General features: G+C 44.3%; 17 protein-coding genes. 14 read left to right on the top strand and 3 right to left on the bottom strand.

Annotated features, from left to right (window positions below; genetic code table 11):
* Positions 1–25: 25 nt before the first annotated feature.
* The 4 genes from FG24_RS06975 to FG24_RS06960 all read left to right on the top strand — a co-directional run bounded on the left by FG24_RS06975 (position 26) and on the right by FG24_RS06960 (position 2,305).
* Entirely contained in the window at positions 26–445 is a 420-nt protein-coding gene (locus tag FG24_RS06975; RefSeq protein ID WP_036302207.1) for a phosphate-starvation-inducible protein PsiE, read from the top strand.
* A gap of 20 nt (positions 446–465) precedes the next feature.
* Positions 466–903: an rRNA maturation RNase YbeY gene (gene ybeY, locus FG24_RS06970; protein WP_036302205.1), complete on the top strand. Its 438-nt coding sequence runs from the start codon at positions 466–468 to the stop codon at positions 901–903.
* 11 nt (positions 904–914) lie between these two features.
* Complete coding sequence (locus FG24_RS06965) at positions 915–1,790, top strand: HlyC/CorC family transporter (RefSeq protein ID WP_036302204.1); 876 nt, start codon at positions 915–917, stop codon at positions 1,788–1,790.
* A gap of 128 nt (positions 1,791–1,918) precedes the next feature.
* Complete coding sequence (locus FG24_RS06960; RefSeq protein ID WP_036302203.1) at positions 1,919–2,305, top strand: hypothetical protein; 387 nt, start codon at positions 1,919–1,921, stop codon at positions 2,303–2,305.
* A 68-nt stretch (positions 2,306–2,373) separates the two neighbouring features.
* Here the strand turns inward: FG24_RS06960 and mscL are convergent, their stop codons facing one another.
* The gene (mscL, locus tag FG24_RS06955) at positions 2,374–2,796 is read right to left on the bottom strand and encodes a large conductance mechanosensitive channel protein MscL (protein ID WP_036302201.1); all 423 of its coding nucleotides are present in this window, start codon (positions 2,794–2,796) and stop codon (positions 2,374–2,376) included.
* 192 nt (positions 2,797–2,988) lie between these two features.
* Between mscL and lnt the strand changes: the two genes are divergently transcribed.
* The 6 genes from lnt to FG24_RS06925 all read left to right on the top strand — a co-directional run bounded on the left by lnt (position 2,989) and on the right by FG24_RS06925 (position 9,859).
* Positions 2,989–4,500 (top strand): apolipoprotein N-acyltransferase, encoded by a 1,512-nt coding sequence (gene lnt / locus FG24_RS06950; protein WP_081880952.1) that lies wholly within the window; start codon positions 2,989–2,991, stop codon positions 4,498–4,500.
* A 64-nt stretch (positions 4,501–4,564) separates the two neighbouring features.
* Positions 4,565–5,521, top strand: coding sequence for a glycine--tRNA ligase subunit alpha (gene glyQ, locus FG24_RS06945; protein WP_036302199.1), 957 nt, complete (start codon positions 4,565–4,567; stop codon positions 5,519–5,521).
* A 3-nt stretch (positions 5,522–5,524) separates the two neighbouring features.
* The gene (glyS, locus tag FG24_RS06940) at positions 5,525–7,735 is read left to right on the top strand and encodes a glycine--tRNA ligase subunit beta (RefSeq protein WP_036302198.1); all 2,211 of its coding nucleotides are present in this window, start codon (positions 5,525–5,527) and stop codon (positions 7,733–7,735) included.
* A 166-nt stretch (positions 7,736–7,901) separates the two neighbouring features.
* Positions 7,902–8,444, top strand: a complete 543-nt coding sequence (gmhB, locus tag FG24_RS06935; RefSeq protein WP_036302197.1) for a D-glycero-beta-D-manno-heptose 1,7-bisphosphate 7-phosphatase — start codon at positions 7,902–7,904, stop codon at positions 8,442–8,444.
* A 3-nt stretch (positions 8,445–8,447) separates the two neighbouring features.
* Positions 8,448–9,155 (top strand): lysophospholipid acyltransferase family protein, encoded by a 708-nt coding sequence (locus FG24_RS06930; protein WP_036302195.1) that lies wholly within the window; start codon positions 8,448–8,450, stop codon positions 9,153–9,155.
* Complete coding sequence (locus tag FG24_RS06925) at positions 9,152–9,859, top strand: M48 family metallopeptidase (RefSeq protein ID WP_036302194.1); 708 nt, start codon at positions 9,152–9,154, stop codon at positions 9,857–9,859. The genes FG24_RS06930 and FG24_RS06925 overlap by 4 nt, the downstream gene beginning before the upstream one ends.
* A gap of 27 nt (positions 9,860–9,886) precedes the next feature.
* Here the strand turns inward: FG24_RS06925 and FG24_RS06920 are convergent, their stop codons facing one another.
* Positions 9,887–10,462 carry an SCO family protein gene (locus FG24_RS06920; protein WP_036302192.1) on the bottom strand — a complete coding sequence of 192 codons (576 nt, stop codon included), beginning with the start codon at positions 10,460–10,462 and terminating at the stop codon, positions 9,887–9,889.
* Between the two features lie 182 nt (positions 10,463–10,644).
* Here FG24_RS06920 and FG24_RS06915 point away from each other — a divergent pair, with 182 nt between their 5' ends.
* From FG24_RS06915 to FG24_RS06905, 3 genes are read left to right on the top strand one after another with little or no spacing between them, the layout of a single operon-like run.
* Positions 10,645–11,589 carry a branched-chain amino acid transaminase gene (locus FG24_RS06915; protein ID WP_081880951.1) on the top strand — a complete coding sequence of 315 codons (945 nt, stop codon included), beginning with the start codon at positions 10,645–10,647 and terminating at the stop codon, positions 11,587–11,589.
* A 53-nt stretch (positions 11,590–11,642) separates the two neighbouring features.
* Positions 11,643–11,834, top strand: coding sequence for a zinc-finger domain-containing protein (locus FG24_RS06910; protein ID WP_036302191.1), 192 nt, complete (start codon positions 11,643–11,645; stop codon positions 11,832–11,834).
* A gap of 24 nt (positions 11,835–11,858) precedes the next feature.
* Positions 11,859–12,302 carry a GNAT family N-acetyltransferase gene (locus tag FG24_RS06905; protein ID WP_036302189.1) on the top strand — a complete coding sequence of 148 codons (444 nt, stop codon included), beginning with the start codon at positions 11,859–11,861 and terminating at the stop codon, positions 12,300–12,302.
* Here FG24_RS06905 and murI read toward each other — a convergent pair.
* The gene (murI, locus tag FG24_RS06900; protein WP_036302188.1) at positions 12,297–13,124 is read right to left on the bottom strand and encodes a glutamate racemase; all 828 of its coding nucleotides are present in this window, start codon (positions 13,122–13,124) and stop codon (positions 12,297–12,299) included. The two genes, FG24_RS06905 and murI, sit on opposite strands and share 6 nt — an antisense overlap.
* A 110-nt stretch (positions 13,125–13,234) precedes the next feature.
* Between murI and FG24_RS06895 the strand changes: the two genes are divergently transcribed.
* Positions 13,235–13,783 carry a cob(I)yrinic acid a,c-diamide adenosyltransferase gene (locus tag FG24_RS06895; protein ID WP_051901464.1) on the top strand — a complete coding sequence of 183 codons (549 nt, stop codon included), beginning with the start codon at positions 13,235–13,237 and terminating at the stop codon, positions 13,781–13,783.
* The last annotated feature ends 36 nt before the right edge of the window (positions 13,784–13,819 follow it).

The following is a 13,819-nucleotide window of genomic DNA, read 5'->3' as shown; positions in this document are numbered from 1 at the left end:
ATAATGGGTAACTTTGGGATAAAAAATGACACCAAATAAATACAGCAAAATCATGCAAAAGGGCTTAAGTGCAGTTGAGCAGTTAGTATTAATTGTGATTGGCCTCGCAACCATACTGGGCGTACTACAGGCAATTATCAATATTTGGGATGCACGCACTATCCACGTTGGCGATTTGCTACTGTTATTCTTATATCTTGAAGTGATGTCTATGCTTAGCCATTATCTAACCGCAGGCAAGTTGCCGGTCAGGTATCCGCTATATATCGGCATTATTGCATTGGCTCGCTTCTTGGTGCTCGATATCAAAGAGCTGGACGCAATGACGATGTTCGCACTTTCAGGCTCGATCTTATTGATTGCACTATCTATTCTAGTGGTGCGTTACGGACATGTGAAGTTTCCATACACCGACGGTACAGACTTACAATCGAAGAGCGATTAAGAGAAAAATTAAGAGTAGATATGCCTAAATTAGCCGCCACCATTCAATATGCAAGCGAGGCTAGCAACCTTCCAACTGCTAGCCAATTTCGACTATGGGCGAAAGCCGCACTCAGAGTAGATACCGAGGTCACCATCCGTATTGTAGATGCAGACGAAGGCCAAATGCTCAACAACACCTACCGTGGCAAAGATTATGCAACTAACGTGCTGACCTTCCCCCTTACCGAAGAGCCTCATTTGATGGGCGACATTATTATTTGCGCGCCAGTGGTTGAGGCTGAAGCCAAAGCGCAGCAGAAAAATCTTGATGCCCATTATGCGCACTTAACAGTACATGGCATTCTCCATTTACATGGTTATGACCATGAAACAGACGCACAAGCCGAACTGATGGAAGGCTTAGAGACTGCAATTGTCACAAAATTAGGGTATGCTTCACCCTATCTCATTACATAGGACGCCAACTAATGGCAACCGACTCGGAAAAACCCAGTAATCCTAAATTAAGTAACAAGCCTAGCTTGTTGGAACGTTTAAGTCATTTATTATTGCGGGAACCTGAAGACCGCGAGCAGCTTGTAGGGCTACTACACAGCGCCTACGAAAATAGCCTAATGGATGCAGACTCTCTCGCCATGATTGAAGGCGTATTGCAAGTCAGCGAAATGCAAGTGCGTGACATCATGATTCCGCGCTCACAGATGGATGTCATCGACATCACAGACCCTCCTGAAGTATTTATTCCCAATGTCATTGAAACTGCTCACTCGCGCTTCCCTGTCATTGAAGGCAATAAAAATGATGTAATCGGCATTTTGCTTGCAAAAGATTTGCTACGTTATTACGCAGGCGATGACTTTGAAGTACGCGACATGTTGCGTCCAGCGGTATTTATCCCTGAAGCTAAACGTTTAAACGTGCTATTAAAAGAGTTTCGTAGCAGCCGCAACCATATTGCGATTGTCGTCGATGAATACGGTGGTGTCGCTGGCATGGTGACAATTGAGGATGTACTCGAGCAAATTGTTGGCGATATTGAAGACGAGTACGACTACGACGAAGATGAAGACAACATCATTCAAAATGCAGATGGTCAGTTCCGCGTTAAAGCACTCACAGAAATTGTAGATTTTAATGAAACTATCGGTACTACATTCAGTGACGAAGAGTTCTCAACGATTGGCGGCTTAGTCGTCAGCAAGTTTGGCCACCTACCAAAACGCAATGAAGAAGTCAGCTTTAACGGCATCCATGTAAAAGTGTTACGCGCAGATAGCCGCCGCCTGCACAGCATTTTGGTATCAGCCATCACAGCGCCTGTGACCGCCAGTGTTGCACAATAAACACTCAGTTTAAGTCGAAATATTCCATTTAAAATTAATTACATAGGGAACTAAGTCCTGAGATTTATTTCATAGCTTTATGTTGTGATGAATTTCAATTCCCTAGTCCAATTTTACTGGAGCTCTTTATGAAATACTTAGTGTTTGTTTGGCTTTTAATTGCGCAGATGTTATTGATACAAACAGCAACGGCAGATGAAGCCGTCAGTGCTAAGACTGCTATTCCGACCATGGAGCAGGACTTTGTAAAGTCAATTAATCGATTTAGCAAAGCGCAGATTATTGAACAGTTTGGCGAACCTGCAAAAGCAGACGATGTAAAAGTAAAAGGCACCGGTAAAGTAGTAGCTTCCATTTGGTTATACCATTTCATTAATACCGCAGAAGATGGCTCGTATTATGAAACAACCGAATTAGACTTTATTGATGATAAAGTTGTGATGGTGGCATTTTTAAAAAATGACGGTAGCGAGGGCGCTGAAACTGGTCAGCAATATGAAGTGCCAGTGAAATAACAGACCCCACCAAGTAAAAAGCGCCTTGAATGGCGCTTTTTACTTTAAGGCTTAATGCGTTTAAGTATCTATTTCTTTAAAGCATCACGAATTTCACGTAGCAAAATAATATCTTCAGCTGTTGGTGCAGGCGCTGGTGCTGGTTCTGCTTTTTTCATGCGATTCATTTGCTTAACCAACATAAAAATCACAAACGCTAAGATGACAAAATTAATCACGATCGTTAAGAAATTACCATAAGCAAGCATCGGCACGCCTGCTTGCTTAAGCGCTGCGTAAGTACCGGCATTACCCTCTGGCACTGCTGCCAAAGCAACAAACATATTACTAAAATCTACATTACCCACCACTTTTCCAATTAGCGGCATAATGATATCGCCCACTAAAGAATCGACAATCTTTCCAAAAGCAGCGCCAATAATGACACCCACTGCCAAATCCATGACATTGCCTTTTAAGGCAAACTGTTTAAATTCCGACGCGATACTCATGCATTTCTCCATGTCATAAAGTTAATAAATACACGCCACATCTTTAAATGGGTATGATTAATTTAAATATTTCCACTAGCCGAAGAAATATATGTCTTATCTAACCATTGTGTCAACATAGCGAATAGCTTTAAACGCAATTTAGCGGTTAATCTTTGTTATATCAGCGCGTAACAAGCTACAATTCGCAGCATGCGATTACCTATATCCAACCCGTTATTAAAAACAATAGTACTGCTCAGCTTAGGCGCTTTTGGCGTATTAGGCTTTGCACCTTTTTACTTTTACCCTGCCAGCATACTGTCTCTGATTAGTGTCATTTACTTTATTGTAGTAAGTGACTCAGCTAAATCTGCCGCGATGGCAGGCTTTACTTATGGATTAGGCTTGTTTGGGATAGGTATTTATTGGATTTATATTAGCCTACATACCTATGGCGGCATGCCTAGTGTCATGGCGGCGTTCTCTACTTTTGTGTTGGCTGCATTCTTGGCTTTATTTCCTGCCATGGTCGGCGCATTAAGCAAGCAGCTGTGCAAACAACAACCAACCATGCTAGTTATCGCTATTCCTGTATTCTGGGCATTAGCAGACTGGGTAAGAAGCTGGATTTTTACTGGGTTCCCATGGTTGACGATGGGCTATAGCCAAGTGCCAACAAGCCCGTTAGCTGGCTACATGCCAGTGATAGGCGTGTATGGCGTGACGCTAATCACCGTACTCATTGCTAGTATTGTTGGATATTTACTTGCAGAAAAACAAAGTAGAAAGCCTTGGCAAAGCAAAGCGATTGGTGCTGTTTTATTACTATCCGTCACAGGCTATTTGTTAAAACAAGTTGAGTGGACAACACCTATAGACAAACCGCTGAGTGTCAGCCTGTTGCAAGGCAATATTGAACAAAACCTCAAATGGGCGCCAGAAATCGCCGAGCACACCATGCAGCAATACCTTGCCATGGTAGAAAGCAGCGATGCAAAATTAATCGTACTGCCAGAAACAGCACTGCCAGTAGTTGCCAGTAATATTCCAGAGGATTTACAAACCAGACTGCTTGCCCACGCACATAGAAACCAAGGGGATGTTCTGGTTGGTGTGGTCGAACGTGAAAATGGTGAATACTTTAATAGTGTCCTCAGTTACGGCAGTGCTGGCACGTATACTTATCGTAAATCGCACCTAGTACCATTTGGTGAATTTATTCCGCTGAAAGTGGCATTTGGCTGGATATACCGCGACTGGCTCAACATGCCATTGAGCGATTTATCGCGTGGCGCTCAATATCAGCAGCCAATGTCAGTCGCTGGCGAAAAAGTAGCCGTCAACATTTGTTACGAAGACGTGTTTGGCGAGGAAATCATACGCCAGTTGCCCCTTGCCTCGCTATTAGTGAATGTAAGTAACGACGCATGGTACGGTGAGTCTTACGCAGCAGATCAGCATTTACAGTTTTCTCAAGCCCGCGCACTGGAAACCGGGCGCATGATGCTACGTGCCACCAACACCGGCGCTACCGCGATTATTGACCAAAAAGGCTATCTCACAGCACACGCGCCGCACTTTGTGCAAACCTCGCTGAATGGGTACGCCCAAGGCTACACCGGCACAACCCCTTATGTATATTGGGGAAACTGGCTATTTCTAACCATATGTTTCGGCTTATTACTGTTCCTATGGCAACGTAACAGAGTGTCATCAAGATAAAACCTATTGCAAGATTACAAAACCAAGTAAAATTGCACTTTTCGCCAATTTCAACAAACACATCATGGCTTTAACATTTCAAGAGATTATTCTCACCCTACAAAAATACTGGAGCGACAAAGGCTGTGCGCTTCTACAATCTTACGACATGGAAGTTGGCGCTGGCACCTCGCACACCGCTACCTTTTTACGCTCATTAGGCCCTGAGCCTTGGAAAGCCGCTTACGTGCAACCAAGCCGCCGCCCTAAAGATGGTCGTTATGGCGAAAACCCAAACCGTTTACAACATTACTATCAATTCCAAGTCGTATTAAAACCAGCACCAGCCGATATTCTGGAACTGTACTTAGGCTCACTAGAAGCGCTAGGCTTTGACTTAAAACAAAATGACATCCGCTTTGTAGAGGATGACTGGGAAAACCCAACACTAGGCGCATGGGGCTTAGGCTGGGAAGTCTGGCTGAACGGCATGGAAGTGACGCAATTTACTTATTTCCAACAAGTGGGCGGCATTGACTGCAAACCGATTACCGGCGAAATCACTTATGGTTTAGAGCGCTTAGCCATGTACCTGCAAGGAGTGGATAACGTATACAACCTGACTTGGACACGTGATGCAAACGGTAAAGCCTTAAGCTATGGTGATGTGTACCTACAAAATGAACAAGAGCAAAGTGCTTACAACTTTGAGCATTCCGATGCTGACTTCTTATTTACCGCATTCAATGCGCATGAAAAACAAGCCAAGCACTTGATGGAAAACCAATTGGCGCTGCCAGCTTATGAGCAAGTACTCAAAGCCGCGCACACCTTTAACTTACTTGATGCACGCGGTGCGATTTCTGTGACTGAGCGCGCTGGCTATATTGGCCGCATTCGCAACTTGGCACGTTCAGTTGCTGCCAGCTACTTAGATAGCCGCGCCAGACTTGGCTTCCCAATGGCCCCAAAAGATTGGGCAGATGAAGTGCTAGCTAAGCTTGATAAAGAAAAACAAGAAAAAGATAAGAAGGTTGCTTAAATCATGTCACAACAAAACTTACTTGTAGAATTATTTGTAGAAGAGCTGCCGCCAAAAGCACTGAAAAAACTAGGCGACGCATTCAGCAGCACCCTATTTGAAACCTTGAAACTTCAGGACTTATCTGCTGAAAACTCAGTAGTGACATCTTTTGCTACACCGCGCCGTTTGGCAGCGCATATTACCGCCATAGCAGCGCAAGCTAAAGATAAACAAATCTCGCAAAAACTGATGCCAGTGAGCGTAGGTTTGGATGCAAATGGTAATGCCACCCCGGCCCTGATTAAACGCTTAAATGGCATGGGCTTAGACGAAACCGCAGTTTCACAGCTAACCAAACAAATGGACGGCAAAAATGAAGCCCTGTTTTTAGAAGTGACACAAAAAGGCGCTGTGCTGAACGATGGCTTACAAAAAGCGATTGAAGAAGCTATCCAAAAACTGCCTATTCCTAAAGTGATGACCTACCAACTAGCCGATGGCTGGAGCAGCGTTAACTTTGTGCGCCCAGCGCATGGCTTAATCGCACTACATGGTAGCAACATCGTCGCCACTAGTGTGCTTGGCCTAACTGCAAGCAACCAAACGCAAGGCCACCGCTTTGAGGCTAAATCAGCCAATGTAGTGATTAAAAACGCAGACAGTTACGCCGAGCAACTCAAAACAGAAGGTGCAGTGATTGCCAGCTTTGCAGAGCGTCGCGCTGAAATCGTACGCCAACTTACCGCAGCTGCCGCAAAAGAAGGCCTGAAACCGATTGACGATGATGCCTTGCTCGATGAAGTAACTGCTCTGGTAGAGCGCCCCAATGTGCTACTTGGCCAGTTTGAAGAGGTTTATTTAGAAGTACCGCAAGAATGTTTGATTCTTACCATGAAGGCGAATCAAAAGTACTTCCCATTGCTAGACAGTAATAACAAACTAACGAACAAGTTCTTAATCGTGTCTAACATTTGCCCTGCCGATCCGTCGGCAGTGATTGGCGGTAACGAGCGCGTGGTACGTCCACGCTTAGCCGATGCCAAGTTCTTTTTTGACCAAGACCGCAAAAAAACACTGGAATCACGCATTAGTAGCTTAGAAAAAGTGGTTTACCACAACAAACTAGGCTCACAAGGCCAGCGTACAGAGCGTGTACGTGCAATTGCTAAGGCCATTGGCCAACAACTAGGTGGCGACGATTTAGCAGCAAAAGCGAGCTTAGCCGCACAATTGGCAAAAACTGACTTGATTACCGACATGGTAGGTGAGTTCCCTGAATTGCAAGGCATTATGGGGCGCTACTATGCACAACATGAGGACTTAGATGATGAGGTGGCTTATGCGATTGAAGATCATTACAAACCTCGCTTTGCTGGCGATGAACTCCCACGCAATCAAGTAGGTATTTGTGTAGCGTTAGCAGACAAGTTGGAAACTTTAGTTGGTATGTTCAGTATTGGCGAAAAACCGACTGGTGACAAAGACCCGTTCGCACTCAGAAGGCATGCCTTAGGGTTAATTAGATTATTAATCGAAAAAGATTTAACCTTAGATCTTGATAATCTAATAATCAAATCAATAATGCAGTTTGAGAAATCCCTAGACTGGAAAGCTGGATTTAACACAAAAACTTCACTCGATAAGCTCCTTCTTGAGATGATGCATATAAAAGCTAAATCCTACTTAGAGATCAAATACCAAAGTGAATTAGCCACACTTGCTTCAGATTTAATAACTTTTGTATTTGACCGACTCTCAAATTACTTAAAAGATCAAGGATGTAACTCTGTCGAAATAGAGTCTATTTTCGCCTTGTACCCAATGCATCTATCAAGCATACAGATCAGAATTTCTGCAGTTGCTAACTTTGCCAAGCTACCTGAAGCGCCAGCCTTAGCCGCTGCCAACAAACGCGTTGGTAATATCTTGAAAAAGGTAGAGGGTGAAGTAAATGCTGAAGTAAATGCTGACTTATTACAAGAACCTGCTGAAAAAGCTTTAAATGATGCATTAATAAAAGTGAAGCCTATCGCTGACAGCGCTTTTGAGCGTGGTGATTACACAGTATCATTGCAGTCACTCGCAGCATTAAAAGTACCAGTCGATGACTTCTTCGACAACGTGATGGTGAATGCAGAAGATGCAGCGCTTAAAGCAAACCGCCTAGGTTTGTTAGCAACATTGCACCAAACCATGAACCGCGTTGCTGATTTATCTAAATTGGCAGGTTAACACTATGTTTCTCAATCGTCATTCCCGCGTAACCGTAAAGGTCATCCCCGTGGAATATATGCGTTAAAATGCATTATTCTCACGTGACAAGCGGGAATCCATTGTTAAACCTTTATCTGAAAAGAAAATTGGATTCCCGCCTACGCGGGAATGACGGAGTGTAAATATGAAACTTGTCATCCTTGACCGCGACGGTGTTATTAATCAAGACTCCGCCAATTTCATTAAAAATCCTAATGAGTGGATTGCTATCCCGGGCAGTCTAGAAGCCATCGCACTATTGAATCAATCCGGGTTCAGAGTGGTGATTGCCACTAACCAATCAGGGGTGAGCCGTGGCTTGTTTGACATGGCAACGCTCAATAGCATTCATGACAAAATGCACCGCGAACTTCTTATGATAGGGGGACGTATTGACGCGGTATTTTATTGCCCGCACTCCGCTGATGACAACTGCAACTGCCGTAAACCAAAAACTGGCATGATCAAAGAAATTGGCAAACGTTTTTCTGTCGATCTTAGCCAAGTCATTGGCATTGGTGATGCACTTAGAGATTTGCAAGCATTCGCCAATGCAGGCTGCCAGCCTATTTTAGTGCGCACAGGCAAAGGCGAGGCTACGCTAAAATCTGACGAACTACCAGCTAATACCCTCGTGTTTGCAGACCTAAGCGAGGCAGCGCAACATATCATTTCAGAAAACACTTAAACCATGCTGCTGTTACGCTCCACCCTATTTTTACTCGGGCAGGTTATTACTGCGCCAATCTTTACATTCATTGCATTGCTCTCAATGCCACTGCACCCTGTCACACGTAACGTGCTTATCTCAGGCTGGGCGCGTAGCATGATTTGGTGGCTACGCATTACTTGCAATATCCGCCATGAGATTAAAGGTTTAGAAAATTTACCCTCCACGCCTAGCATCATTCTGGCAAAACATCAGTCCGCTTGGGAAACTCTGGCATTTCAGGCCATTTTCCCTACCCAAGTTTACGTGCTTAAACGTGAGTTATTATGGATTCCAATATTTGGCTGGGGTTTGGCTATGTCATCACCGATTGCGATTGACCGTAGCGCAGGACGTGAAGCACTAAAAAAACTCGTCGCCAAAGGTAAAGCAAGGCTAGAAAAAGGCTTATGGGTCGTGATTTTTCCAGAGGGTACACGTATAGCACCAGGGGAGCGTAGCAAGTACCACATTGGTGGCGCATGGCTTGCCAGTCATACACAAACGCAAGTGGTTCCAGTCGCACACAATGCTGGTGAGTTCTGGGCTAAAAATTCATTTATCAAGAAGCCTGGCGTTATTCAGATACACATCGGCGAACCGATTCAAACCACCGATGTAAAAACCGACGCATTAAATAGCCAAGTTGAACATTGGATAGAATCTGAAATGGCAACGCTTAACGCATGAGCCACACCATTAAGCTGCCGTCTGGCGAGCAAATTCACTACACACTTGAACGTAGGCAGCGCCGTACCGTAGGCCTAAAAATCACACAAGATGGCTTAGTAATACATGCGCCCAAGCGCATTGTGCAATCGTACCTAGAAAGCCTGATTGTACTTAAAGCGGATTGGATTCTTAAAAAATTAGAAGCACGTAGCGCCAACCAATATCCACCGATGCAATGGCAAGATGGAAATCAGCTGCTATTGCTGGGCAACGCTATCACGCTTGTGACCAAGCAGGATACCCGCTCAAGAGCGGTTGAATATACGCCTGGTTTTTTACAATTGTCTATGCCTAATCACGATGAACCAAGCGCAGTTGAGAGAAAAGTACTGCAATGGTATAAAAAACAGGCACTCACTGACTTTTCCAGACGCTTATCACTTTTCGCCACCAAATTAGGCGTAGCTACACCTGAATTATTTCTATCCAATGCACGTTCGCGCTGGGGCAGTTGCAATTCAAAAAAAGAAATTCGGCTAAACTGGCGCTTATTGCAAGCGCCGCCGCACATTATCAATTACGTGGTCTGCCATGAGCTGGCACACCTGAAAGAAATGAACCATTCTGCCAAGTTTTGGGCGGTGGTTGAAAGCATCTTTCCAGATTACAAAACGGCAGAAAAAGAACTCAAAGCTTGGTCGCCAAAACTACATGTTATGTAAGCAGTATATAAAACTATTCAATTAGTTTTACAGCAACTGCTTAACGTCACTCGCAATTGCATCTGGCTTAGTGCCGTAATCCACATACAGGCGAATCTTGCCGGTTTTATCAAACAGATATACACCCGCGCTGTGGTCAATGGTGTAGCCGCTACGACCGTTATTCTCAACCTTTGCCGCAAAGATTTTGAAATCTTTTAATACAGATGCTGTTTGTTCTTTCGTGCCATACAAACCAAGAAAACTAGCATCAAATGCTGGCACATACTCTGCCAGCAACGCTTGCGTATCGCGTTCTGGGTCTAGCGTCACAAATAACACCTGTAGTTCATTAGCATGCCCATCAAGCAATTTCATGGCTTGCTTCATATCGGTGAGCGTTGTTGGGCACACATCAGGACAATGGGTATAGCCAAAAAACAAGGCAACCACCTTACCTTTAAAGTCAGTTAACGACCTAGGCTTACCAGTATGGTCAGTCAAGTTAAGCGTGTTACCGAAATCCACCCCTGTAATATCTGTCGCATTAAACTTTTGCTCATTATTGGGTGCGCTACATCCCGCTAACACAACCATGAAAAGCCCAAGCAATATTAATCTCATGAATTTATTCACTGAATCACACCTTTTGTAGCAACATTAATAGATAAAGATTCTACCATGCACAATAAATTCAACACCTTGCATGATAAATTTATCTGTAAATGCTATAAATTACTGCAAACCAAGTCCGCACTCGTTTACAATATTACTTTTGCAAATTTCAAGCATTTTAAGGACTCAGCATGGCTAACCCTGCAGCAACTTCTGGCGGTATGGCAGACCGCGATGGCGTAATCTGGTATGACGGTAAAATGGTGAACTGGCGCGACGCCACCACTCACGTTTTAACACACACTTTGCACTACGGCATGGGCGTATTTGAAGGTGTTCGCGCTTACAAAACAGACAAAGGTACTGCAATTTTCCGTTTGAAAGAGCATACAGACAGATTATTCCGCTCTGCGCATATTCTTGGCATGAAAATGCCTTACAGCAAAGAAGAATTGATGGAAGCGCAAAAAGCAGCAGTACGCGACAACAACCTAGAGTCTGCTTACATGCGTCCAATGGCATTTTACGGTGCAGAAGCAATGGGCATCTCTGCAAAAACACTTTCTACGCACGTAATTGTAGCTGCATGGAAATGGGGCGCGTACATGGGCCAAGATGCTTTAGATAATGGCATTCGCGTGAAAACATCATCGTTCTCACGTCACCATGTAAACATCACTATGTGTAAAGCCAAAGCTAACGGCAACTACATGAACAGCATTTTGGCACACCAAGAAGCTGCCCAAGACGGCTACCAAGAGGCTTTATTGCTGGATGTTGACGGCTTTGTTGCAGAAGGATCTGGCGAAAACATATTTATCGTGCGTAACGGCAAACTTTACACGCCAGACCTAACCAGCGCGCTAGAAGGCATCACGCGCGACACTATCGTGCAATTAGCGACTGAACTAGGTATTCCAGTGATTGAAAAACGTATCACGCGCGACGAAGTTTATGGCGCTGATGAAGCATTCTTCACTGGCACAGCCGCTGAAGTAACGCCAATCCGTGAGCTAGACAACCGCGCAATCGGCGCAGGTACAGCTGGCCCGATCACTAAACAATTACAAAAGCTGTACTTTGATGTAGTGACAGGTAAATCTGCAAAACACGCAGACTGGTTAACCTTAGTATAAAAACTAGCACACCATTCCCGCATGAGTGGGAATGGTGAAATAAGGATATTTTAATGTCTGATGTAAAAGAAATCGAAGTTTCAGCCAAAGACCTACCGCTTCACTGCCCAACGCCAGAAGTCGCGTTGTGGTCATCGCATCCACGTGTGTTTTTAGACGTGGCAAAAACAGGCCATGTCGCCTGCCCTTACTGTGGAACGAAATACAAATTAAAAGCTGGCGAAGTTGTTGGTCACCACCACTAATCTGAAAATAATTTGCACCCTTAAATGATCTCAGTACGTCCAATCTCTAACGCTGATTATGAGGATTGGTGTACTTTATATTCAGCGTATGCAGCGTTTTATCAAGTAACACAAACTAAGGAAATGCGTGACCAAGTTTGGTCTTGGTTACACGATATCAATCATGAGGTAAATGGTTTGATTGCCTTAGATAATGCAAGTACTGCTGTTGGCTTAGCGCACTACCGTCCATTCTCTCGACCACTATCTGCATCAACTGGTGGTTTCATTGACGATTTATTTGTAACGCCATCGGCACGTGGTAACGAAATAGGCAAAAAATTAATTGAGGCAGTTGCACAAATCGGCAAAGAGAAAAACTGGTCTGTTATCCGTTGGATTACTGCTGAAAACAACTATCGAGCACGAAACACCTACGACAAATTAGCCACTAAAACTCAATGGCTGACTTACGATATCAAGCTATAAAAAATTAACTTCCGCCTTCTGCCTCCACAAAGCCTCTATCACCTGCTCTGCTTCTAAATCTTGGCTATTTGTCCAAAATTTCACACTTGCCAGCCCTGGGCTAGTAGAAAGTAAGTCGAGCTCTATTAAGCGCTTCTGCAACTGTTTGGCCACGGCAGCGCCAGTGTCAATTAAAGTAATATGTTCACCTACTACGCGTTCTATCAATGGCCGAACAAACGGATAATGTGTACAACCAAGCACAATGGTATCGGCACCCTCGTCCAACAAAGGCTGACAATATTTTTTAACTAACTGCAAAGTATTGTCGGCTTGCAACTCACCTCGTTCTACACATTCCACCAAACCGACACATGCCTGTGTCACTACCTTGACATTTCGTCCATAACTTTCCAGCAGCCCTGCAAACTGAGCACTTTTTAAAGTACCGGTAGTTGCAAGCACACCGATAATGCCATTGCGTGAGGCGGTTGCGGCAGGCTTTACTGCGGGCTCCATCCCGATAATAGGCAAGGGGTATTTTTCGCGCATCATATTAATAGCCGCGGCTGTAGCGGTATTACAGGCAACCACAATCGCCTTAGCATTCTTTGCTATTAAAAAATCCGTGAGTGCTATGCAGCGCGATTGAATCTCTTCAGGGCTTTTGTTGCCATAAGGAGCGTGCAAGCTATCAGCCACGTACAGTAATTGTTCGCTTGGCAACAGCGCATGAATATGCTGTAAAACTGAGATACCACCCACGCCTGAATCAAATACGGCTATCGGCCTATGCTTCATCTCATGCGTGGTAGATTGATCGGTCATCGTTAAGGCGGTCATCAGTTACAATGCACATATTATAAACTGTTGGGATTATTAAATCCTCAATGTCTATTCGCAAACATATATAGCACCCCATGTGCACTGGCTCACGAGTAAAAGGATTAGTAATGGGTAACCGATTAAGTAAAATTTACACACGCACAGGCGATGATGGCACTACTGGGCTAGGTGACGGCAGTCGCATCAGTAAAGACAGCATTCGTGTCGATGCGATGGGTGACGTGGATGAGTTGAACTCAGTGATTGGTTTAATCTTGTCGGAGCCTATCTCTCAACATTTACAAGACACCCTTACCAAGATTCAACACGATTTATTTAACCTAGGGGGAGAGATCTGCATTCCAGGTTATGTGCTGTTAACACCATCTTGTGTTGATGCGCTGGAACAGTCGATTGACAATCTCAACAGCGAGTTAAGCCCATTAAAAGAGTTTATATTACCAGGCGGTAGCAAAAGCGCCGCTTTCTGCCATTTGGCTCGCACAGTATGCCGCCGTGCAGAACGAAAATTAATTGAATTACACCGTAATGAAAAAGTGACTGAGATTTCACTGCAGTATTTAAATCGTTTATCTGATTTATTATTTGTGATGTGTCGTATTATTAACAAAGAAGCTGGTGTGAGTGACGTATTATGGAAAAACGAGCTCGCTTAATCGCATGTTGCTCGCTTGATTACACCACCAAGAGCC

The organism is Methylotenera sp. L2L1, assembly GCF_000744605.1.
Lineage (GTDB): Bacteria > Pseudomonadota > Gammaproteobacteria > Burkholderiales > Methylophilaceae > Methylotenera.
This window is presented reverse-complemented; position numbering and strand designations above follow the sequence as displayed.